Consider the following 19,670-nt stretch of genomic DNA (forward strand, 5'->3'; position numbering starts at 1 on the left):
GGTGTCCATCTTCGTGCGGCCGGCCCCCGGCGAACACCGATTCCGCGACGTTCGAGGACGTCAGCACACGCAGGCGCCAATGGACCGGATGACGACTCGACGGAGCCGAGCGCCCGGCCTTGGCGGGCTCCTAAGCGCGGGCTCGGGTGCTGGCTTTGCGGTAGGAGTCGGTGCCGGTCTCGATGATGGTGCCGTTGAAGGTGAGTCGCTCGACGATGACCGCGCAGAGACGGGGGCGGTGAAGGTCTTGGTCCAGCCGCCGAACGACGACTCGTCGAGGCGATGGCGACGCTGTTCTCCTAGCGTTCGGTCAGGACCTGGAAGAGAAGTTCGGCGCCGCGGCGGTCGAGTTCCACGTAGCCGAGCTCATCGATGCGAAGGAGATCGACGCGGCCGTAGCGGGCGATGGTCTTGTTCAGCTGCTTCTCGTCCGCGGCCCCGACCAGCTCGTTCACCACCCTTGTCGCGAGGGCGCGGCGGACGCCGTAGCCCTTCATCGCGGCCTCGTCGCCCGGGGCGACGCAGGGGACTTGCTGGTGCCGGAGTCGTCGATGAGGCAGAGAGGCTGGCTCTTCTTGATCCTCTCGCAGCTGGCGAGGGTGCGGGGCGTGGTGGCGCGGGAGGCCGGTCAGCCAAAGGCCTTGACCGCCTGGTAGTAGGTCCACGCCGTGCTGTTGCACGTCGTCTTCGTGGCACCGCTGTAGTTGAGGCACACGCGCTTGAGGTCCTCGTACAGGGCGCTGTCCAGGCGAGACTTGTTGGCGCTGAAGGTGCCGGCGGCCTTGTAGTTGCGGTAGCCGAAGTCGTGTCGGGCGCACGACATCGAGAAGGGGAAGCCGAGGGGGTTGTCCGGCGAGGTGGAGCAGTAGTCGGTCGACCAGTCGAAGGCGTAGGCGGACCAGGCGCCCTGATTGGCTCGGGCGGCGGCCCAGAGGTTGTAGCTTGACGCGCTGGTCTGCGTCCAGCTGGAGAGCACCTGGGGTTTGTCGGCAGGGGCGGCCGTGGCGACAGTGGCTGTGGCGACGGTGGTGAGCAGGGCAAGGGCCGAGGCGGACAGGCCGACGGAAAGTCTTTGGTGCATCCCACACCTCCATGAGACTGCGGCCCGCCTTATGGGCCGCAGGTGCATGACAAGATGATTGACGGGGCAACAGCGTTTGTATAGACCTTGGCGTGTTGGCCTTCGCGCGGAAATATCGGCGGGACCGAACGCAGGGGCGGACGGATCGGTGGAGCGGACAGGGCTAGAAGCGTCAAGGGCACACTTCCCGTCGCGGCCTGCCGACGCCGACAGCCCCCACGGCCTTCCGCACCGCTCCCGGCAACGTCAAGGAGCCCCCGTCGACAGAGGCATCCGGCCTCCCGACCAATCTGACCCGTTCGCCCCGGAGCAACCAGGGCAGCCGGGCAGGAGCACGGTTGCAGGAGCGACCTCAGGAACAGCCGCGAGGATGGCGTGTGGATACGGCCAGAGAGCCCTGCCGGGTCAGGCTCCGGGGTGGGCCGGCTTCTGCTGGGACTCCACAAGCCGGGCACGGGCTTCATGGCAGGGCGGACTCCCACCGACTCCATACCGGTCGACTTGGATATTGGGTACGGGACGAGTGCCAGGCTCGGCGGCTCGGGTGCGTGCGGCTGCGGGGCTGAATCGTGAGCCATGTCGGGCCCGTGCTCGCGCTGCGGCCGCGAAGCCGCTTCCGCAGGGACACGGTGCTGATCGTGGACGGCACCCTGGTGCCGACACGGGACCACAGTGTGGCGGGGCAGTCCAAGAACTACCGCTACTGGACCCGATGAGCGAGGGGTTCAGCCCGGCTCAGCCGCGCCGGGGCCTGCCGTTTCGGGGGCCTCTGGTGCCCGCACTCCAGCTGTTTGCCGTCCGCGTCAGTCACCTGTGTACTCCAGGACGACCTTGGCCGGGTCACCGTCCTCAAAGAGTCACACCGCGATGCCCTCCTGGCAGACAGCGGGGGAGAACCCGACACCGATCCCCTCAACCTCCGGAGCGACCGTGAAGGCCTCCCCGGGTTTCAGCCAGTGGTCCTCACCGTACGGCTCTACGAAGAGCCAGAGGTCGCCGTCGCCCACATTCTCCACAGGCAACCTGCTGCATCCCACTTGTCCCCCCGCTGCCTCCACGAACCTCTGCACGCTATCCGTCCAGCCCGCATCGGCGCCCTTCAGGTGGCCTTCGTCCCACCGGCACTTTGCGGGGCAGCCCTTACTGCCGACGAATCTCTGACTCAGATCACTAGGCCTGCCCGGCGAGGGGATTCCTTCACGTCTCGGCGCGGCGGAACTTACGGTTTGTGGGTTACCCCGAGCAGTTCCGCCGGCCAGCGGTGTGCCCAGTCGGGTGGGTCGGTTTCGTTGTAACCGTTGGGTGTTCCGAGTTCGGGCCGCGGCTCGATGAGGTCGTCGATGATGAGACCCGCGCCGCGCAGGCCCTTGACCCAGTCGCCGTAGGTGAGCTGATACCTGGTCGCGCCGTCGTCTTCGGCGATGGTGTTCAGCCCGAAGTAGTCCTTCTGCAGCGTCGTGGTCAGGCGGCTGGCGGCTTCGTCATGACAAGCTTCGAACCATGGACTGGCGACGTTGAACACCAGGCGCGCGCCTCGGCCCAAGACGCGTGCGGCCTGCGGGACGGCCAGGTGCGGGGGCGCCCAGCTGAGCCCATCGAAGTCGCAGAACACTAGGCCGAAGCTGTCGGCGGCGAAGGGGAGTTGTTCGTCGGCGCCTTGCACCAGCGGGTAGTGTGCCGCTCCCATCGCGCGGGCCGCTGCGTCGAGTTGGGCTTCGAACAGGTCGAGCCCGACCACGGTGGCGCCCTCGGCGGCGAGCGCCCTGGACCACTGGCCGGCACCGCAGCCAACTTCGAGGACGCGCTTGCCGGTGACGCCGCCCAAGGCGTGCAGGCGCGCGTCGGGGATGGAGTGCATGCCCCACAGCCGCGGTGTGGCGCCGATTTGCGGGTCGTTCTCGTGCTGGTAGGCGCTGCTGATCTGGTCCAGACCCGACGGTTGGCGGGGATGCTGTCCACGTGCCGACTCCAGCACTGCCTGCCGGGGGCGGTCAACACGATCAGGGCACTGGCCGGCCCCCGCCTCGGTCCGGCCCTGGCTCGGGCCCATGATCCGCCGGACGAGCCCTGGGCTAGGACCCGGTCTGCCTCCGCAGCGGACATGCACTGGCTCTCACGGAGACATGCGAGTCGGGAAGTTCACGCAGGAGCGATGCGCTGCTGGTTGAGCGTGTCGGTGGGGGAGTGGTGCGTACGTCCATGCCGGCCTGGACGCCCGCCATACCGAGGGTGGCCCACACCTTCTCCAGCACAGTCATGACAGTTCGGGCGGCCTGCTGCGCTTCGTGGGGCTGTGACGTCCAGGACCGCCAGGCCCTGGCTCGCAGACGTGCACCTCGTGGACAAGGTCCATGTGCGAGACGCAGCCGGCCGCGCGCCGGTTCTCTGACGCTAGGGATGGCACCAGGTCGAGTGAGCGAGCGGCGATGGACTTGTATGTGGTCCTGCTGCCGGGGTGGATGGTGGGCCGGGCTCCTGCCTGTGTCGTTGGGAGGTACCCGCCGGAGTGCTTCCGGACTGCTCGGGGGCTGTGCGGCAGGCCCGGCAATGAGGCCGGTGCGATGATTGAGAGCGACGAGAGCGGGCTGATCAAAAGAGGTTGCTGTGGTCGCTTACGAACTGGCGAACCGGCTTGTCATCGGGATCGCTTCCAGCGCGCTGTTCGACCTCGCAGAGTCGGACGCCGTCTTCCGGGAGCAGGGCGAAGAGAGTTACCGCGCCTACCAGGCAGAGCACCTCGACCACACACTCCGCCCCGGGGTCGCGTTCCCGTTCATCCGCCGACTGCTGTCACTGAACGACCTGAGCGAGGACGGCGACCCCCTGGTCGAGGTCATCGTCCTGTCCCGGAACGACCCGGACACCGGGCTTCGTGTCATGCGGTCGATAGAGGCCCACGAGCTGTCGATAAGCCGGGCCATCTTCATGCAAGGCCGCTCGCCCTACCCGTTCATGCCGGCCCTCAACATGTCGCTGTTCCTGTCGGCGAACGACAGCGACGTCCGCGAGGCCGTCTCACAGGGCCTGCCGGCGGGACACGTCCTGGGAGAGCCGTACGAGGACGACACCGACGATCACGACCTGCGCATCTCCTTCGACTTCGACGGCGTGCTGGCCACCGACGCATCGGAGCAGGTCTACCAGAGGGGAGGCCTCGAAGGGTTTCGCGCCCACGAGGTGCTGAACGCCGCGGTTCCGCACGACGCTGGGCCGCTGAAAGACTTCCTTGCCGGCATCAATCGCATCCAGCGACGAGAGGAAGCGGAACGGCAGGGGGACGCCGAATACCGGATCCGTCTTCACGTGTCTCTCGTCACCGCACGCAACGCCCCCGCGCACGAGCGGGCAGTGATGAGCCTGAAACAATGGGGAGTGACGGTCAACGACGCCTTCTTCCTCGGAGGCATCGACAAGGGTGAGATCATGAAAGTTCTCAAGCCGCATATCTTCTTCGACGACCAGGCAAGCCACCTGGTCAGCACGTCGCGGACCACCCCCAGCGTCCACGTGCCCTTCGGGAAGATCAACGAGCCGGTCCTCCTCGGCGACCCGCGGAATGCCTGACACCGGCCACAGCGCCAGCAGGCGGGCTGTCCCCGGGTGAACGGTGCCTGGATGAGGCTAGGGCGCCCGCAAGGCGGGGATCCGTCGCGCCGGCCTACCGTGCGCCGGTGAGCCTCGCCTCCGCGCCGTCCAGGAGTGTGTCCAGCACGTCGGGATAGGCGCTGAGATTCATCCGTTCTGCCAGCAGGTGCGCGGTGGCGGCGATGTGCGGATGGGTCTCGCGGGGCAACCGGGCATAGGTGGAGGCCCACATGCCCTCGTCCGCCTCTCTGGCCTCGTCCTTGACGGCCAGTGCGCCCGAGTCCAGGGCGGCGAAGGCCAGAGCCAGGTCGATGAAGGCGTGATACACGCCGACGGCGTCCGCTTCGCCGAAGCCCGCGTCGCGCAGGATACCGAGGATCGTCTCGTCCACCTCGATCTCCCGGGGGCGGCCGGTGACACGGCTGGCGGTCAGCAGCGCGGCCTGGGGGTGGGCGAGATAGGAGGCGTGGATCGCCAGCCCCAGAGAACGCAGGTCGGCGCGCCAGCTCCCGGTGGCTGTCCAGCTGTCCAGGGCGCGCCCCATCAGCTCCTCGCCGATCGCCCGCGTAAGGCCGTCCAGGCCGGCGAAGTACCGGTACAGGGTGCTCGGGTCGGCGCCGAGAGCGGCCCCGAGTCGACGTGCGGTCAGTCCGGCACTGCCGTGCTCGCGCAGCATCCGCAGCGCCGTCTCCACGATCAGCTTCTCCGACAGCACGGAGCCTTGCCGGGTCGGCCGCCGTCTACGCCGCTCCGCCTCCGCAACCACCTTCTTCGGCATCACTCCACCACCCCGCCATCGCTCCTTATGCCAACGCTGTAGACCTTAACGGTAGGGGCGGTGTTGCATCGAGGCGTTCCCGGTGTTCGCCGGGGCCGTCCAGCGAAAGTGGTGTGTGAGATGCGAGTACTTCTTGTGGGTGCGGGCGGCGTCGGAACCGCCGTCACCCGTATCGCGGCCCGCCGTGACTTCCTGACCCACATGGTTGTGGCCGACCACGACCCGGTCCGCGCGCAGGCCGCAGTGGCCGCGCTCGGCGACCAGAGCCGGTTCAGCGCGCGCCGTCTGGACGCCTCCGACGAGGCGGCGGTCCGCCGCCTGCTCACCGAGGAGAACTGCGACGTGCTGCTGAACGCCACCGACCCCAGGTTCGTCATGCCCCTGTTCAACGCGGCGCTGGCCGCCGGCACGCACTACCTCGACATGGCGATGTCGCTGTCCGTGCCGCACCCGACCACTCCCTACGAACAGTGCGGTGTCAAGCTGGGCGACGAGCAGTTCGCCCTCGCCGAAGCCTGGAAGAACGCCGACCGCCTCGCCCTGGTCGGCATGGGTGTGGAGCCCGGCCTGTCAGACGTGTTCGCCCGCTACGCGGCCGATGAACTCTTCGACGAGATCGAGGAGATCGGCGTACGCGACGGCTCCAACCTCACCGTCGAGGGCTACGACTTCGCACCGTCCTTCAACATCTGGACCACCATCGAGGAATGCCTCAACCCGCCCGTCGTCTACGAGAGGGGCCGCGGCTGGTTCACCACAGCGCCCTTCAGCGAGCCGGAGGTCTTCGACTTCCCCGAGGGCATCGGCCCGGTGGAGTGCGTCAACGTCGAACACGAGGAGGTTCTCCTCATGCCCCGCTGGCTGGACGCACGCCGGGTCACGTTCAAATACGGTCTCGGCGACGACTTCATCGCCAAGCTGAAGACCCTCCGCGACCTAGGCCTCGACTCCACGGCCAAGGTCACCCTCCCCGGCCCCGACGGACCCCTCCAGGTCTCCCCCCGCGACGTGGTCGCCGCCTGCCTGCCCGACCCGGCCACCCTGGGCGACCGGATGAAGGGCAAGACCTGCGCAGGCACCTGGATCAAGGGAACCAAGGACGGCACGCCCCGGGAGGTGTACCTCTACCACGTGGTCGACAACGAGTGGACGATGCGGGAGTACGGCTCCCAGGCCGTGGTCTGGCAGACCGCCCTCAACCCAGTGATCGCCCTGGAACTGATCGCCGACGGCACGTGGAAGGCAAGCGGCGTCCTCGGCCCCGAAGCGCTGCCGCCCCGCCCGTTCCTCGACCTGCTCGGCGCCTACGGAGCCCCATGGGGGCTGCGGATGCAGCGCTGACTCGCCGTTCCCGCAGCGACTCCACGACACCAGAATCGTCCGAGACACCAGCGCTCCACGCCTTCCTAGGACAGATCCCGTCGTCCGTCTCGTGCGTCGATGTCGTCCTCTGCGCGCCTGGACGGCCGGCTGTCGGCCTGGTGCCATGGGTGTACAGAATGAGCGATGTGCACGACGGGCTCCGCGCAGTCACCCATGGCATCTCCTTGGACTCCCGCTTCGCCGCCCCGGCGTAGCCCTGGAGGTCACGCTCGGCAGGCGGCAGGAGATGGCTCGCACGCAGCCCCAAGGCAACGGTCATCGCCCGGCTCCTGCAGGAACCGCCGGCGCCATCGCCGCACGCAGTACGCCAGGGGAAGCTGCTGGCACTGCCACGGGACCGGCATGCTGGCAGCTGTCCGGCCGATCATGATCGTGGGCGGTGCGGCATGATGCCTGGGTGAGCATCATCGGCGAGTTCTTTGCGGCCCCGGATGACGCGTCAGCGGTTCTGGTGCAGAATTCCGTCGATCACCTGTCGATGGTCCCGCCACCGGCGACAACGCCCGTTGCTGACCGGCAGGAACGGCCGCAGCCGTTCTCAATGGGCATCCGTCAAATGACGCCGCCCCATGCCCACATCAACGAGTCCGGCGCGGAGCAGGCACATGCTCGGCGGGACAAGTCCTAGTGCCAGACAGTGAGGATCGCTGCCTACCGCGCCTCGGCAGGGTCGTCGGGGTTGTAGAGCACAGTCCACGGAGCAGTCTTGGACTGCGAAACGTCGCCCGCTGCGTCGCCCACTAGGGTGCCTTCGTCCTCCAGGCAGCGCCAGTGGACTCTCTCCCCGGCGATCAGGGAGGTTCCACCACCAGCCCAGGAGCAGCGCAGGGTCGACCCCTCGACTGGAGCTTTGTTCTCCAATGCCCAAGGGAGGGTGCTGGGCTTGGTTGACGTCTGGGATCTGTCTGCGAATGTTGCTTCCTTGATCATCGGCGTGTCCGGGGCCCATGGTGATCGCAGGCACGCGAGCTTGCGGGCGTAAGAAGCCGTTGCCGTACCGATCATGGAGACGTCGATCGAACGGGAGTCTCGATCGGGTGATCGCGGGTGCGGCCCGGCATGAGAGCCGGTCCTGGCGGTATACGGGCAATATCCAAAGGAACGGAGGGCCGTGCGCTGCTACGGTCGGGCGCTATGAGCTGGCTCCCCGATAGTTTCGTCCATCCCGTCCTGGTACCGCTGCCGGGCAGTGGTCATCACCTGCGGCCGATCCGGGAGGCGGACACCCCGCTCGACTATCCGGCTGTGATGGGTTCGCGCGAGCGGCTGTGGACCATCTTCGGCCCTGCCTGGGGCTGGCCTGCGGCCACCATGACCTACGAGGCCGACCAGGCCGACCTGTTGCGGCACGAGAAGGAGATCGCCGCACACCAGTCTTTCAACTACGCGCTGTTCGACGCGGCGGAGACAGCTCTGCTCGGCTGCGTCTACATCGACCCACCGGAGAGGGCCGGCGCGGACGGCGAGATCTCCTGGTGGGTGGTGGACGAGCTGGTGGACAGCAAGGTCGAGCAGGCCCTCGATGAGCTGGTGCCGCAGTGGATCGCCGCCGACTGGCCGTTCGAGCGGCCGCGCTTCCTCGGCCGAGAGATCTCCTGGTCGGACTGGCTCACCCTGCCGGAGCACTCCGACACGTAAGTAGCTTTTGTCGTACCGAGAGGTTCGGTTGCGGGTCGAACCTGGGTGCTCGGTTTCGCCCTGGTCAGTCGGAACGCCGACAGGCGTGTCTCCCCCCGTGGACGGCAGTACCGACTCGGGCACTGCCCTGGAGTTGTGGGACTGCAACGGCCAGGCATACCAGAAGTGGAAGGCTGCCCGAACATTCTCCGCTTGCAGGCCGCGCGGATAGGCACGGTTGGGACCCCGGCAGCAGTACGGGCACAGACCCCCGTGATCACGGAGCATCTTGATCCGGTCGACGTGCCCTTCGATGACACCGAAGTTCCAGGGCAGGGTGATGTCGTCGATCACAACGTCAAGGTCCCGGTCCGGTCAGACGCCGGATGTCTTGTACACGCGGTAAAGGGCGTGCGACGGTACGCGCGGTCTAGTCCAAGACGATTGGCTGGGGGTTCCGTTGAATCGTTCTGACCATATCTGGGCCTGGAGAAGTGCGGTCACTGCTGCGGCGCTTGTGGTAGCAGTGGGCGTGCAGTCACCAGCGCACGCGAGCGTGGCACAGGGAAGCGTGTACGGCTCAGGGACGGTGACGGACGACTGGGGAGACGAGGGCCCACTCTCCACCACCAAGAACAGACACAACAGCGTGGTCGGGCTGTGGCAGGGAGTCCTGATCGCTGATGGATACCTGCCTCAGTCAGGCCTCGACTGTGACTTCGGCCCGAACACCAGAGCCGCAACGATCGAGTGGCAGAGCGATCGCGGACTCAAAGCGGACGGAGAGGTTGGGCCACAGACCTTCGGTAGAGCCGACAACAATCTCTTCTGGAACGGGTCTGAGATCCGCTACAACGGCACCAACAGTGATCTCGGCAGCATGTACAGGAACAGCGCGGGCCGGTGGTACGTCGCCGGCAGCAGCAGCATCGCCTACCTCTCCTACTCCGATGACAGCCTCTGCGGATGACGGGGAACTGACGCCGCCGCAGGACAGGCCGACGGCTCAGTGAAGTGTGTCCGGCAAGTCTGCTCCGATGTGGTCACGTCGCCCGGGTCCGGTCCGGGCGACGTGACCACGGGGCGGCTGTCGCTGTGACCCGGTTCTCCACCGGGAGGGGCGTGCTCACTTCCGTCACCGCCTGAACCGCCACGGCTTGACCTCCCGCGCCGCGAGTGCGCCGACCAAGGTAATGGGGCGAGCGCGAGTACGGAGCGGGGCAGGCACGCCCATTCGGCGCGACATTAGGCACTGCGGGTGGTGTGCCGCAGGCCGGGGCCCTGGGCAGGCCGAGCCCAGGGCCCCGGCCTGCCCAGGGAGCCGCTGACGACGTGCTTTCGGCGTCCCTGGAGGCGTTCAAGGGCAAGCAGGGTGGTTTTGGCCCGTCCCAACGCCTGCTGAATCCCGGCGGTGGCACCGACGCCCGCGTTGGCTGCCAAGCTGCCGCTCTGGCGCCGGACGGCCATGATGAAGCGCGCTGGCTGGCGAGGAACATCGAGGCCGAATGCTGAGCGTCTGCAGCAGCTCTTCCTGCGGGAGGCGCGGCACCGGGTCCCGCTGGTCGAGGAGGATATAGGCAAACAGGCTGGGGCCCTGCTGCTGCAGCTGGATGCTGCTTGCGAAGCGGCCGCCGATTTTGGCGAGGCCACTGGGGAAGCCCTTCGAGCTCATTCCGACGTCCCGATCATGCTGAGCTCTCCTGGCATCGGCGCCCAATGGTTCGTTCATCTCTAGCGGTTCTGGCACGACTTCCGTGAAGCGGTCACGGCTAGTGATCAGCGGGTGTTTGGAGTGCTGGGAGAATCTGTCGCACTTCCTGGCGCCACTGGTCGGCGTCGGCGCTGTCCACCCAGCCGGTTGCCCTTTCTGATCCGTCCTGGAGAACCCGGTCCAGTGCGAGTCTCGCCGACGCGCGAAGCGAGGCAGGCAGTTCGGGCAGCGGTTCCCTGGGGCCCTCATCAGGGGCAATCACGATGGAGCTGTCCGGGAGGGTGCTGGCGACGAGAGCGTCGGCGGCAACGGCTTCGGCACCGTCTCCGCCATCGACGCGCTCTCCCGAGTCGGTGACTCGCTGGAACCGAGCAGTGGGGAGTCGTGGCGATTGGCACCGGCCAGAACACGCCCCAGTGGAATGCCGTATCCGTCTGTGATGCCCGAGCGTTTGAGGCCCTGCTTGCCGCGGTCGACCGGTGAGCGCCCTGCGGCCTCGCCACCTCCAGGAGCCTTGATGATGGAGCCGTCGACGGCGATCTGGTCGAAGACGAGGCCGACGATCCGGTCGTAGGATTCCATCGCGATCTGCTTGAGCCGGGCGAAGACGCCCAGTTGTATCCACTCGTCGCGGCGGTTGCGGATCGTGGTAGCCGAGCAGGCCGTGTCGGCGATCGCCTCGTAAGAACAGCCGAAGCGCTGCAGTTGCAGGAGCTTGTCGAAGATGACCCGGTCGCTGATGCGCCGGCGGTGGCAGCCGAGCGGATGGTCCGGGCGGAACTCCGGCCGCTCGGGCAACAAGGCCGCGGGGATTGGTCCCAAAGCGGTTTGGTCAGCCATGATGGCAGCGCAGGCACAGGTCTCCCAGTGACCACAGAGCGCCGCAACTCCATGGCTTGTGGTTCGAGGCCACGTCGTAGGCCAGATTGCGGGCCGGCGCCCTTACGGCCTTTGCAGGGGTAGTGGTTGAAGCGAGGGCCATCGGGTGAGCATGGCTCCCTTGATGGCAGCGGCGAGTTGTCCAAGGCCGTTGAGCTCACTTCCATCAGCGGCCATCTGGCGGACGATTCCGAGACGGTGAACGAGTCGCTGCCGGGCCGTTGCCGTGCCCCATTTCCAGTCCCGGTTCGGGATCTCGGCCAAGTGGTCGACGGTTCCACGTTCGGCTCGCTGGACCAGTGCGTCGCCTCGTAGCAGCCAGGCAGCGCATGCATCGGTGAGATCGTTTTGGGCATCGGTGCCCGTCGCGTCGCGCCATGTCGCGCGATAGGTGGTCTCCGCTGCGTGCAGCAGGGACTGTGTCGGGGCCGTGACGCACCAGCAGGTCGGGAAACCGATGCGCAGGTAGGCGAGTTCCACGAGCCCATTACCCAGCGCGGCCTGCTCGAAGTCGATGAACCTAACTCCGCTGCTGGTGTGCATGTCGTTGCCGGGACAGGGGTCGCCATGCAGCAGGGCATGGCCCCGTGTGCCAGCCAGGCGGTTTACCAGGTCGTCCAGCTCAGCTCGGACTCCGGTCGGAACCGCGACGCCGAGCGCCCCGGCAAGTTCGAGGAAGGAGTCGATGTCGCCTTGGGCTGGGCCGGACCAGCCGGGGAGTGTGCCTGTGTCGTCGGTGCTGGTCGCCGCATGGAGTCTGGCCAATGCCGCGGCGTAGTCAACCACCCAGCCCTCGCGGGGCGGCTGGTGATCCAAGTGCTCAAGGACCAGGACACGTTCGTCCGGATCGGTGGCGAGAAGCATCGGCGCCACGGGCGGGTCAACCCGGGACGCGAGCTTCAGCGCCGCCACTTCGCGGGCATACCTCTCAGCCGCCTCCGGAGCGTCGATGAGCTGCTTGACCACCACGGGTGTGCCGGACAGCTCGGCCCGCCATACCCGAGACCGCGGGCTGCTTCCCAGTCGGCGAGCCCGACGAGGTGAACCCAGCTCGGACCGAAGCTCGTCCCCGAATGGCAGTTGTGACCACATCGACTCATGTTCGCACGCACGCATGCGCGCGATCTGCGGTTTACGCCAGGGCGTTGCTCCGCCTATCCGCACGGCCTCCAAGGCCACTGACAGCCAGACCGCCCGCCTGTGGGCATGGGATCGCGAGGCGGGCGGCCATCAGGGTTCGGCGAGGCCTGCTACTAGCGGCGCAGTACCGTTGAACGGGCCATCAACAACTGAAGAGTTCCCGGCCTGTCGCGAGCATCAGATGCTCGGGCGGAGCGGGCCGAGAGCGGTCAGTACCGGACAGTTACAGCCGTGGCCGAGAAGCGGTATCCGGTCGCGCCTCCGTTGATGAGCTCAAGGCGGAAGTAGTAGTCGCCGGCGGCGAGGTCTCCCCAGGACGAGGTGCCGCAGTAGTTGGTCTTGGTGCCCTTGTTCTCATCGGGTCCGAACACATCCTGGTAGACGGCGGGTGAAACCGAGGCCACGAGCCGGCCGACGCCGACCCACTTTCGCTGCCACCCGAGGGCAGCAGCCGCATTCTGCCCGGATGGCGGGGGGCGGATCGGCGGGGCATTGGGCCAGGCGGCCGTTCCTCCCCGCGCTCAGGAGGGTCTTCACCTCGGGACCTGGCCGTCACGGTCAGACGGCCGGATCCCGTCGACCATCGCCGGCGCTTCCCGAGACACGGACGTCGCCAACGCTTCCGCATCCCGGCTGGCACCGCTGACGCATAGAGAACCTGGCTGGCGCCCTGCGCCGGTCAGCGCGCTCGTGACTCCCGGCCCCTGGGTGCGGCAATGCGGGCTTCCACACCGACAGGCAGGAGAACCTGACCGCTGACGGACTCCCACGTCGTCGCACAGTCGCCGGGCGCGGGCGCGAACACCTGAGGCAGGCGTGCGACGGCCCGGCCGTTGGCAGCTGGACTCTCACCCTGCTGTAGGGGCGTGCGCGAAGAGAAGAGTCTCGATCTCCAACGTGGCTGCGGCGCGATGGGAGATGTCGAGGGCCGCGCAGGGTCTGAAGGTGCAGTACGCCGTCTGGCCTGGCAGGCCTGATCAGCAAGCCACCTCGCGCGTCCACTCGGCCGGCCGACGGAGGAGGGCAGCCTCGTCGAGCGGGTAGGGCAGACGACCCCTGGACCGGTATCGCCCGAAGAGGGTCGCATGGCGTCCAGGCCGGTGATCAACGCGGTGACAGCCGCAGAGGTGTGCCGCCGAAATATGAGCGCGGCCCAACGAGCCTTCGATTCGTTGCGCGGTTCGCATGGGCATCACGGCCCATCCGGACCCGGTCCCACAAAGCCGCCCGGCTTAGCCTCGTGTCTCAGGCCGAGAGGGCAGCGGGGGAGGAGTATGAACTTCCGAGGAGCGGTGGACGAGTGTGAAGGGGACCGGCGTGAACCTGTGCTGCGCTGAGGCACGCGGCTGATGAGCACTGCGCGGGCGGCGGGCGACCAGGCCGATGAGGTCCTGGCGGACGTACTCGAACGGTCCCACAGCGCGTCGGCCGCCGAGGTACCGGTGCTGATCGATGAGGCTGCCCGACGGCTAGGCGCGGCGGGGGCCCGGTTGTATGTCTCCGATCTGCAGCAGGTGTGGCTGGTACGGCTGCCGCTCGCATCGGAGCGCTCGCGCAGCGGTGCCCTCGGGTACACGCTCTCCGAGCCCGGCGGGGGAGTGGAGGACGGCCGGCTGGACGTCGACAACTCGCTAGCGGGCCTGGCGTACCGGACCCAGAAGACCCAGCTGACGGTCGACGCCGGTACAGCATGGATTCCGATGGTCGACGGGATCGAGCGAGTCGGGGTGATGGAGGTCAGCAGCCCCGCCCCGGGAGCGCATGGCATGTATCGCGCCCTGGCCAGTCTGGCGACCTTGCTTGTCGTGTCCAAGGCCAGCCACAGCGACTTGCTCGTCGAGCGGGAACGTAGTCGCCCCATGACTCTGCAGGCTGAACTGTTGTGGGCGTTCCTCCCGTCGCGCACGGTGGGAACCAGCCGGGCGACCTCAGCCGCAGTGCTGGAACCCGCCTACGAGGTCGGCGGGGATGCCTTCGACCACAACTTCACCGAGGACCGGCTGCACCTGACCCTCCTGGACGCCATGGGGCACGACCTCGCTTCCGGCGGCGCGAGCGCCGTCGGACTCGCGGTATGCCGCTCCACCCGCCGAGCGGGAGGCGGTCTGCGGGACATCGCGTCCGCCATCGACAGGACCCTGGCACAGTGGATCCCGGAGCGGCTGATGACCGGCATCGTCGCCAACCTCGACACCATCCGAGGCGAACTGACCTGGATCAACTGCGGCCATCCGCCACCCTTGCTGATCCGAGACGGTCGGGTCCTGTCCGAAGCCCTCGAACGGCCGGCCGACCTCCCCTTCGGCTTCGGATTCCACACAGATCACCCCCCGCGGCAACACCGCGAACCCCTGCAACCCGGCGACCGCGTCCTCTTCTACAGCGACGGCGTCACCGAGGCCCGCTCCTCCAGCGGCGAACTCTTCGGCGAGAGCCGGCTGGCCGATGCCGTCATCCGCTCCATGGCATCGGGCGATCCAGCCCCGGAAGCGCTCCGCAGACTCATCCTGCACCTCCTCCTCCACCAAGATCAGCGCCTCACCGACGACGCCACCATCCTCCTGGCCGAATGGCACCCGCCCACGCCCGTACGCCCGCACGTGTAAGGCGCACCTGTACCGACCTGATGAACCAGAACGGCATCCCGCGAACCGATCCAAGCCGACCGACCGGGAGGGGCCGTGCGAGAGGCCGTCCTTCGTCCCCCGGGTCCTGTAGGAGGTCCTGGGGACGACGAATGCACGGACGGTCCATACGCCCGTGTCTCGGGCCCTGACGGTTCGTTGCCCAGCCATGAAGAAGATCGTCATGGCCGCTGCCCTCGTCCTGAGCACCGCAGCACTCGCCAGCCCCGCCCACGCAGACAATGACAGCAACTTCGGCGGTGGCGTCAACGCCGCCAACAACTGGAACTTCACCGCCGCCGCGGTCTGCCTCCAGGAGGTTGCCGTCGTTCCGGTCCTGGGCGACTGGGTGGGGAACCACGCCAACAACTGCACGAACGGAAACGTCATCGACCACGCCACGCCGTAGCACCCACAGAAAGGGATCAGCGCGGCTTCGCCTGGAGCGGAGCCGCGCTCGACCGTGGTCAGCGCGCTCAGTCGACTTCGACGAGCAGGATGCTGCCGACCGCGGTGGCGTAGAACAGGATCCGGACGCCGGAGTCTGGTAGTCACGCAGCGCCGACGCGGTGGCGTCCGGCTCCACGTTGCAGGGGTCGGAGGCGATCTCGTGGAGCACCGCGTCGAGCCGGGCCATACGCACGGTCGTCAGAGTCCGGACCGGGGTCTCGGCGAGCTCGATGAACACGATGCGCGGCCGGCGGCCGCCGCGGGAGCGCGGGGGCGACGTGCGGGCCCGTCCCCGTCGCTTCGGTCGCTGTCGGACAGGCCGGCCTCGACCCGCAGGTCTTCCTGGTCGCGGCACCGTTTGAGGTCGATGCTCTCAGCAGCAAGGTGATCGAGGACGTAGGAGAGGGCCGGGCTCCCGGCTGGTACGGCTACGGTTCCGTCCCTGCGTTCGGCGAAGAGCCGAGTAGGAACCATACCGATGCCCTACTCCGAGGCCGAGATGGCCGAGATCGCCGATCGCCGCGACAACCTGCGACGGGGAAGCGGCGGGCTGCAGCCATCAAAGGAACGAACGCTTCGACGCCCTCCTGGAGTCCGCCCGGCGCCGCCTCGACAAGGACTCGACGAGCGTCAACCCGAAATCACCATCTTTCGCCAGGGGTTGGCTGACCTGCCCTGCTGCCCGTCACCGAAGTCTCGCGCACGACAACAGGCATGACGGGTACTCATAGCGGCATTGCGTCCCAGTTCAGCGCCACACCAGAGTTTGAGCATGGCAAAGAATCCGCGCATGACGCTCCAGACTCAACTGGTGCTGCGGACCCTCCTGGAGACCCCCGCCGAAGCTCGCTACGGCCTGGAACTCTCCAACTCTGCGGGCCTGCCCACCGGCACCATTCACCCGATCCTCGCCCGCCTCGAGAACGCCGGCTGGCTCGAGTCCTTCTGGGAAGACCAGAACGAGATCGAGAAGACCGACCCGCCCCGCCCCCGCTACTACCGCTTCTCTCCCGGAGGCGCCGAGTCCGCGCGCATCGCACTCGCCCAGTCCTACAACGGCGGCACCACCTCGGCGCGGCTCCGGCCTGCCCCTGGCAGCACGGGGGCATAGCCCATGAGCAGCTACACCCACTACGGCCCCTACGAAGAGGGCGAACCAGCCCGGGACGACCGCCACAAGGAAGTCCTCGGGCGCGGCCCGCCGCCGCACGAGCTGCCTCAGACGTTGGCTCCGACGCAGAGCCGCCCGAGCCACCCCTCCTCCTCATGATGAACAACCCGCGGAAGGGGGCTCCCCCACAGCGCGGCCCCCGCATCTCCGACCTCTCCTCGCGCCTGCTGCCCAAGTGCGACCGAGAACGGTGGGCGGAGGAGTGGGCGGCGGAGTGCCAGGACAAGGGCAACGAGGACTTCACCGTCCGCTGGGGCTTCCGCGCCCGCCTCCTGATCAGGACGGCGCCCGCGCTGGCCTGGACACTTCGGCTCCACAAGCGCAGGGAGACGGCATGACAGGCCTCTGGCACCGAACGCTCCGCCGCATCGGCCGATCGGTGAGCCTTGTCCAGTTCATCGTCGTCACCTTCATGTTGCGCGACGAGATCCTCGGGCGGACGCGTCCACAGCGACGGGTCACAGCACTGATCGCCCGGCTCACCGGCGACGGCGAACGCTACGCGGAAGAGTGGGCGGCTGGCTTCGTTCACTTCAACCGACAGCGTTTGTTCGTGGGTTCCGGCGGCGTTCAGTGATCATCGGCGCTCTGGATGTTCATGGGAAATGACGGCAGCGTCGCCCTTCTCGGTGGACTCCTCGCTGACCTGCTTCGGGGAACGGTGCCGCGGAACGTCAGCGCCTTGCGGTCGATACCGAGGGCGGAGCAGCCGTCGCGATCGTCTCCGAGGCTGGGCACCGTTTGATCATCATCGGGGTCAGCTGCCAGGATGATCTGACGATGCGACAGCCTGATGGGTTGGTCCGATGAGCCAGGGGGAACGGGGAATGCAGTTGAGGTCCGGCATTGGTTCGAGGGTGGCGGTTCTGATGGCGCTGGCGGCCTTCGCCACCGCCTGTGGTGGCGGCGGCTCCGATCCGATTGGGGAGAAGCCGCCGGCTAACGACAAGTCGGCATCAGGCGCGAATGCAGGCACGGGTGCGGGTTCGGGCAAGCCGAAGGGCGGCAAGGCGGACTTCGACACGGTGTTCAACACCGAGGACCGGTTCCGGCAGGCGCTCCCCGACCCGGGGGCGATGAAGGGTTGGAAGCCGAAGACCGGCCGCGCGAACATCGAGGATCAGCCCAAGTCCGCGGCGGAGTGCGGTCCGGACACGCATTGGGACTGCACCCGCATCGCGAACGGCTCGGTGAAGTTCGAGGCGGCCGGCGAGAACGCCTACTTCGACATCCAGGCCTACGCCGACAAAAAGGCCGCCGAGGCTGCGTGCAGCAAAGAGAAGGACTGGTCGGCCGAATACGCCAAGGCGGAGGTGGCGCCGGTCCCCGGCGTCGAGGGGCACGCGTACTACCGCAACGCCGGTAGTTTGGACGGCCTCGACCTCATCATGTGCCTGGGCACGGTCATCGCCGAGGTAAGGCTGGAGGATGGGGGAGGCAGCTCCCTGGACCCGGCCACCGTCCACTCCTTGGCCCAGCTCTTCGTCCCCCGTATCCAGAAGGCTGCCGCAGCCTCCTGAAACATGCTGGGGGTGCACGAGAGGATCGGCGTCCGCCGCCACGTGCTGGCGGCGGACACGAACAAGCGGACCTCCTGGAGCGATGTCTGAGTCGGCCCCGAGTACGGGGTGGCCGATTGGTGTGGGGGGAGTCAGCTGGCTGCAGCGTGCCCAGCACGTGCTCGGGTGGTGGCGAGGCGGTAGGAGTCGGTTCCGGTCTCGATGATGGTGCCGTTGAAGGTGAGGCGGTCGACGATGGCCGCGCAGAGACGGGGGTCGGTGAACGTCTTGGTCCAGCCTCCGAACGACTCGTTGGAGGCGATGGCGACGCTGTTCTTCTCCTCGCGTTCGGTCAGGACCTGGAAGAGGAGTTCGGCGCCGCGGCGGTCGAGTTCCATGTAGCCGAGTTCGTCGATGCAGAGCAGGTCGACACGTCCGTATCGGGCGATGGTCTTGGAGAGCTGCTTCTCGTCGGCGGCCTCGACGAGTTCGTTGACCAGCTTGGTCGCCAGCACGTACTTGACCCGGTAGCCGGCCATCGCGGCCTCGGTTCCCAGGGCGATCAGCAAGTGGGACTTGCCGGTGCCGGAGTCGCCGATCAGGCAGAGCGGCTGGCTCTTCTTGATCCACTCGCAGCTGGCGAGGGTGTGGATGGCGGCCGCGTCGATGTTCGGGTTCGCGTCGAAGTCGAAGGTCCGCAGGGACTTGTCCCGGGGAAATCCGGCCGCCTTGATCCGCCGTTCCGACCGTCGCCGGGCCCGGTCGTCGCACTCGGCCATCAGCAGCTCGGCGAGGAAGCCGCGGTAGGTCATCTGGTCCTTCATCGCCCGGTCGGCGATGTCGGCGAACTCGTTCCTGATCGACGGAAGACGCAGTAGGCGGCAGGCGGTGTCAATGGCCGTGTTGGCGGCCATCAATAGCAGCCGCGCCAGATCATGGTGTCTGGCTTTGTTCACTTTGGATGGCAGCGTTTGTCCACCAGTTTGGGAGGCGAGGGAGGGCCCGGGCCTCTGCGGATGTTCATGAGAAACGGCGGCACTCTCGGCTGACGAGTCGCGATCGTGGCTGCTTGAGCCATGGGCAGCTGATAATTCGCTGTCGGCACCCGCTCAGCTGCGAGAGCATCTGGCGCATGGAAGAGCCTGCCGAAAATCTTAGTTCTGACCTGGTTGAACTGCGCCGGTGGCGCATGAGCGATCTTGACGCCCTTGAACAGGCGATCTGTGAGTCTCTGGACCATCTGATGCCATGGATGCCGTGGGCAGCCGGCCATGGCAGACAGCCAACCGTCGACTTCCTCGCCTGGAGCCAGGAAGAGTGGGAGGCCAGACAAGGCTTCCACTATGCGATCACGTCTGACGCTGCGGTGATCGGCAGTTGCAGCCTTAATCGCCGCATCGGTGCAGGCGGCCTTGACATCGGTTTCTGGCTTCACCCTCAGTCGACTGGACGGGGTCTGGCCACGATGGCCACGGCGGCTCTTGTCCGTCAGGGCTTCCGAATGGCGGGCGTCGACCACCTGGAGATCCATCACGATGCTGCCAACCCGGCCAGCGGAGCCGTCGCCCGCCGCTTGGGCTTCACCGAGATCGAACGCTCACAAGCACCGGAAGGGCCAGTCGCTCCTGGCGAAGTGGGGATCGACGTCGTATGGCGGATGACTGCGGATCAATGGAACACGCGGACAACAGCACGCTGAACGCGGCCAGCCGAGCAGGTTTTGTTCAGGTGGTTCCCGTTGACGGCCCGCCG

Annotated in this window: 20 protein-coding genes and 3 pseudogenes; 14 read left to right on the forward strand and 9 right to left on the reverse strand. The window is 67.3% G+C overall.

Features of this window, described 5'->3' with window-relative positions:
- Positions 1–130 precede the first annotated feature (130 nt).
- Together ACZ3OF_RS19080 and ACZ3OF_RS19085 are read right to left on the reverse strand one after the other, a co-directional pair.
- Positions 131–607 (reverse strand): annotated as a pseudogene (locus ACZ3OF_RS19080) (ATP-binding protein); the annotation flags it as partial.
- Positions 608–628: 21 nt separating this feature from the next.
- On the reverse strand, positions 629–1,081 hold the full coding sequence (locus ACZ3OF_RS19085; RefSeq protein ID WP_389566344.1) for a phospholipase: 453 nt from the start codon (positions 1,079–1,081) through the stop codon (positions 629–631).
- Positions 1,082–1,647: 566 nt separating this feature from the next.
- On the opposite strand from ACZ3OF_RS19085, the pseudogene ACZ3OF_RS19090 reads away from it, so the two are divergent.
- Positions 1,648–1,791: pseudogene (locus ACZ3OF_RS19090) on the forward strand (IS5/IS1182 family transposase); the annotation flags it as partial.
- A gap of 147 nt (positions 1,792–1,938) precedes the next feature.
- Here ACZ3OF_RS19090 and ACZ3OF_RS19095 read toward each other — a convergent pair.
- Both ACZ3OF_RS19095 and ACZ3OF_RS19100 read right to left on the reverse strand, forming a co-directional pair.
- Positions 1,939–2,151 carry a DUF2917 domain-containing protein gene (locus tag ACZ3OF_RS19095; protein ID WP_361682138.1) on the reverse strand — a complete coding sequence of 71 codons (213 nt, stop codon included), beginning with the start codon at positions 2,149–2,151 and terminating at the stop codon, positions 1,939–1,941.
- Positions 2,152–2,300: 149 nt separating this feature from the next.
- Entirely contained in the window at positions 2,301–3,131 is an 831-nt protein-coding gene (locus ACZ3OF_RS19100) for a class I SAM-dependent methyltransferase (protein WP_467305710.1), read from the reverse strand.
- Between the two features lie 554 nt (positions 3,132–3,685).
- On the opposite strand from ACZ3OF_RS19100, the gene ACZ3OF_RS19105 reads away from it, so the two are divergent.
- Complete coding sequence (locus ACZ3OF_RS19105) at positions 3,686–4,645, forward strand: 5'-nucleotidase (RefSeq protein WP_361682135.1); 960 nt, start codon at positions 3,686–3,688, stop codon at positions 4,643–4,645.
- A gap of 94 nt (positions 4,646–4,739) precedes the next feature.
- On the opposite strand, the gene ACZ3OF_RS19110 is transcribed toward ACZ3OF_RS19105, so the two are convergent.
- Positions 4,740–5,444, reverse strand: coding sequence for a TetR/AcrR family transcriptional regulator (locus ACZ3OF_RS19110; RefSeq protein ID WP_361682132.1), 705 nt, complete (start codon positions 5,442–5,444; stop codon positions 4,740–4,742).
- A gap of 120 nt (positions 5,445–5,564) precedes the next feature.
- Between ACZ3OF_RS19110 and ACZ3OF_RS19115 the strand changes: the two genes are divergently transcribed.
- The 5 genes from ACZ3OF_RS19115 to ACZ3OF_RS19135 all read left to right on the forward strand — a co-directional run bounded on the left by ACZ3OF_RS19115 (position 5,565) and on the right by ACZ3OF_RS19135 (position 9,956).
- Positions 5,565–6,785 (forward strand): saccharopine dehydrogenase family protein, encoded by a 1,221-nt coding sequence (locus ACZ3OF_RS19115; RefSeq protein ID WP_467305712.1) that lies wholly within the window; start codon positions 5,565–5,567, stop codon positions 6,783–6,785.
- Between the two features lie 439 nt (positions 6,786–7,224).
- The gene (locus ACZ3OF_RS19120) at positions 7,225–7,455 is read left to right on the forward strand and encodes a hypothetical protein (protein WP_361682129.1); all 231 of its coding nucleotides are present in this window, start codon (positions 7,225–7,227) and stop codon (positions 7,453–7,455) included.
- A 506-nt stretch (positions 7,456–7,961) separates the two neighbouring features.
- Positions 7,962–8,465 carry a GNAT family N-acetyltransferase gene (locus ACZ3OF_RS19125; protein WP_467305715.1) on the forward strand — a complete coding sequence of 168 codons (504 nt, stop codon included), beginning with the start codon at positions 7,962–7,964 and terminating at the stop codon, positions 8,463–8,465.
- 535 nt (positions 8,466–9,000) lie between these two features.
- On the forward strand, positions 9,001–9,414 hold the full coding sequence (locus ACZ3OF_RS19130) for a peptidoglycan-binding domain-containing protein (RefSeq protein ID WP_361444500.1): 414 nt from the start codon (positions 9,001–9,003) through the stop codon (positions 9,412–9,414).
- A 362-nt stretch (positions 9,415–9,776) separates the two neighbouring features.
- Positions 9,777–9,956 carry a hypothetical protein gene (locus ACZ3OF_RS19135; protein ID WP_361680296.1) on the forward strand — a complete coding sequence of 60 codons (180 nt, stop codon included), beginning with the start codon at positions 9,777–9,779 and terminating at the stop codon, positions 9,954–9,956.
- A gap of 257 nt (positions 9,957–10,213) precedes the next feature.
- On the opposite strand, the gene ACZ3OF_RS19140 is transcribed toward ACZ3OF_RS19135, so the two are convergent.
- From ACZ3OF_RS19140 to ACZ3OF_RS19150, 3 genes and pseudogenes are all read right to left on the reverse strand, one after another.
- Complete coding sequence (locus tag ACZ3OF_RS19140; RefSeq protein ID WP_467305858.1) at positions 10,214–10,585, reverse strand: DUF4259 domain-containing protein; 372 nt, start codon at positions 10,583–10,585, stop codon at positions 10,214–10,216.
- A pseudogene (locus ACZ3OF_RS19145) lies at positions 10,525–11,012 on the reverse strand (transposase); the annotation flags it as partial. The pseudogene ACZ3OF_RS19145 and the gene ACZ3OF_RS19140, both read right to left, overlap by 61 nt.
- Positions 11,013–11,097: 85 nt before the next feature.
- A complete protein-coding gene (locus tag ACZ3OF_RS19150; protein ID WP_467305720.1) occupies positions 11,098–12,126 on the reverse strand; it encodes a phosphotransferase family protein in 1,029 nt (342 codons plus the stop codon).
- Positions 12,127–13,523: 1,397 nt separating this feature from the next.
- On the opposite strand from ACZ3OF_RS19150, the gene ACZ3OF_RS19155 reads away from it, so the two are divergent.
- From ACZ3OF_RS19155 to ACZ3OF_RS19180, 6 genes are all read left to right on the forward strand, one after another.
- Complete coding sequence (locus tag ACZ3OF_RS19155) at positions 13,524–14,780, forward strand: PP2C family protein-serine/threonine phosphatase (RefSeq protein ID WP_467305722.1); 1,257 nt, start codon at positions 13,524–13,526, stop codon at positions 14,778–14,780.
- Between the two features lie 187 nt (positions 14,781–14,967).
- Complete coding sequence (locus ACZ3OF_RS19160) at positions 14,968–15,207, forward strand: hypothetical protein (RefSeq protein ID WP_361680286.1); 240 nt, start codon at positions 14,968–14,970, stop codon at positions 15,205–15,207.
- An 831-nt stretch (positions 15,208–16,038) separates the two neighbouring features.
- Positions 16,039–16,359: a PadR family transcriptional regulator gene (locus ACZ3OF_RS19165; RefSeq protein WP_467305725.1), complete on the forward strand. Its 321-nt coding sequence runs from the start codon at positions 16,039–16,041 to the stop codon at positions 16,357–16,359.
- Positions 16,360–16,514: 155 nt separating this feature from the next.
- Positions 16,515–16,757: a hypothetical protein gene (locus ACZ3OF_RS19170; protein ID WP_361680280.1), complete on the forward strand. Its 243-nt coding sequence runs from the start codon at positions 16,515–16,517 to the stop codon at positions 16,755–16,757.
- Positions 16,754–16,996, forward strand: coding sequence for a hypothetical protein (locus ACZ3OF_RS19175; RefSeq protein ID WP_361680277.1), 243 nt, complete (start codon positions 16,754–16,756; stop codon positions 16,994–16,996). Before ACZ3OF_RS19170 ends, ACZ3OF_RS19175 begins: the two co-directional genes overlap by 4 nt.
- 292 nt (positions 16,997–17,288) lie before the next feature.
- Positions 17,289–17,939, forward strand: a complete 651-nt coding sequence (locus tag ACZ3OF_RS19180; RefSeq protein ID WP_361680275.1) for a hypothetical protein — start codon at positions 17,289–17,291, stop codon at positions 17,937–17,939.
- 131 nt (positions 17,940–18,070) lie between these two features.
- Here the strand turns inward: ACZ3OF_RS19180 and istB are convergent, their stop codons facing one another.
- A complete protein-coding gene (istB, locus tag ACZ3OF_RS19185; protein WP_467305728.1) occupies positions 18,071–18,832 on the reverse strand; it encodes an IS21-like element helper ATPase IstB in 762 nt (253 codons plus the stop codon).
- Between the two features lie 218 nt (positions 18,833–19,050).
- Here istB and ACZ3OF_RS19190 point away from each other — a divergent pair, with 218 nt between their 5' ends.
- Positions 19,051–19,617 carry a GNAT family N-acetyltransferase gene (locus ACZ3OF_RS19190; RefSeq protein ID WP_467305730.1) on the forward strand — a complete coding sequence of 189 codons (567 nt, stop codon included), beginning with the start codon at positions 19,051–19,053 and terminating at the stop codon, positions 19,615–19,617.
- Positions 19,618–19,670 lie beyond the last annotated feature (53 nt).

It is taken from the genome of Streptomyces sp. NPDC022552, from assembly GCF_055561875.1.